At 36.9% G+C, this 1,312-nt stretch carries 1 protein-coding gene; it reads left to right on the top strand.

Features of this window, described 5'->3' with window-relative positions:
* Positions 1-129 precede the first annotated feature (129 nt).
* Positions 130-1,299, top strand: a complete 1,170-nt coding sequence (locus ACRD62_RS22385; protein WP_430822310.1) for an IS4 family transposase — start codon at positions 130-132, stop codon at positions 1,297-1,299.
* The last annotated feature ends 13 nt before the right edge of the window (positions 1,300-1,312 follow it).

Below are 1,312 nucleotides of genomic sequence, written 5' to 3'. Positions count from 1 at the left end.
CACTAGTGGGCGATTAAGATTAAAAAACGATCTTTGAAATTCTTTGTTAGTCGTACTTGTAGCGATTTTTAATAGCGTGACGATTTGAATTGAATTATGGATATTTTGCATTGAAACAAGCAATTATCCATGAACCAAGGCAAATATATCTTCGCTCAACTTACAGATTTTATACCCAGACGTGTCTTTGACAGGATTGTTGAAAAACACAAGGGAAATAAGCATGTAAGAACTTTTACCTGTTGGAACCAAATGCTCTGCATGGTATTTGGACAATTAACTTCAAGGGACAGCATGAGAGATTTACTTCTCAGCCTTGAAGCGCATAAATCCAAATATTATCATCTAGGATTTGGTCCAAATGTATCACGGAGAAACCTTGGCAATGCCAATGAGAAACGTTGCTATAAAATCTTTGAAGAATTTGCGTATGTTCTCATTGAGGAGGCACGAAAGAGCTGCTATAGATCGGACTTTGAGATCAATGTTGAAGGTAATGTTTATGCATTCGATTCATCAACAATCGATCTTTGTCTCAGTGTATTTTGGTGGGCTGAGTTTAGGAGAACGAAGGGTGGTATAAAACTGCATACTCTGTATGATGTAAAAACATCAATTCCTGCGTTTCTGTATATCTCAAATGCCAAGATGCACGATGTTAATGCTCTTGATTTAATCTCTTATGAACCCGGTAGCTTCTACGTAATCGATAAAGCTTACATTGATTATAAGAGATTGTATCATCTTCACCAGCAGCGAGCTTTCTTTGTTACACGGGCGAAAGATAACATGCGGTTCAACCGGATGTATTCCATGACCGTTGATAAGACAACCGGAGTGAAATATGATCAAATCGGCAAGCTTGAAACTTACTACCCAAGCAGAGACTATCCAGAAAAACTTAGGAGGATTAAGTACTATGATTCTGAAATAAATAAGGAACTAATATTCCTTACTAACAACATGGAACTTAAAGCAACTGACATAGCTTATCTGTATAAAAAACGCTGGGAAGTGGAATTGTTCTTCAAGTGGATGAAGCAGCATCTCAAGATTAAATCCTTTTGGGGAACAACTCTTAATGCTGTAAAAATCCAGATGTATTGTGCAATCATCGCATACTGCCTTGTTGCCATAATTGGTAACAAACTGAAAGTTGACCGCTCAATCTACGAAATTCTACAAATTCTCAGCATTTCGCTACTTGATAAAACTCCTGTAAGAGAGGTGCTTACGAAATACGATTACAAAAATGTCAAAGAACTTAAAAATAAACAATTAATAATCAGTGGGTTTTAAGCGCCCACCAATG

Source organism: Carboxylicivirga caseinilyticus (assembly GCF_050589785.1).
Taxonomy (GTDB): domain Bacteria; phylum Bacteroidota; class Bacteroidia; order Bacteroidales; family Marinilabiliaceae; genus Carboxylicivirga; species Carboxylicivirga caseinilyticus.
Note: the sequence above shows the minus strand (reverse complement) of the source record. Positions and strands in the feature narration are given on the sequence as shown.

What these genes read in the sequence shown, in the direction of transcription:
- ACRD62_RS22385 (WP_430822310.1), top strand. Translation starts at nt 130, where the DNA reads ATGAACCAAGGCAAATATATCTTCGCTCAACTTACAGATTTTATACCC.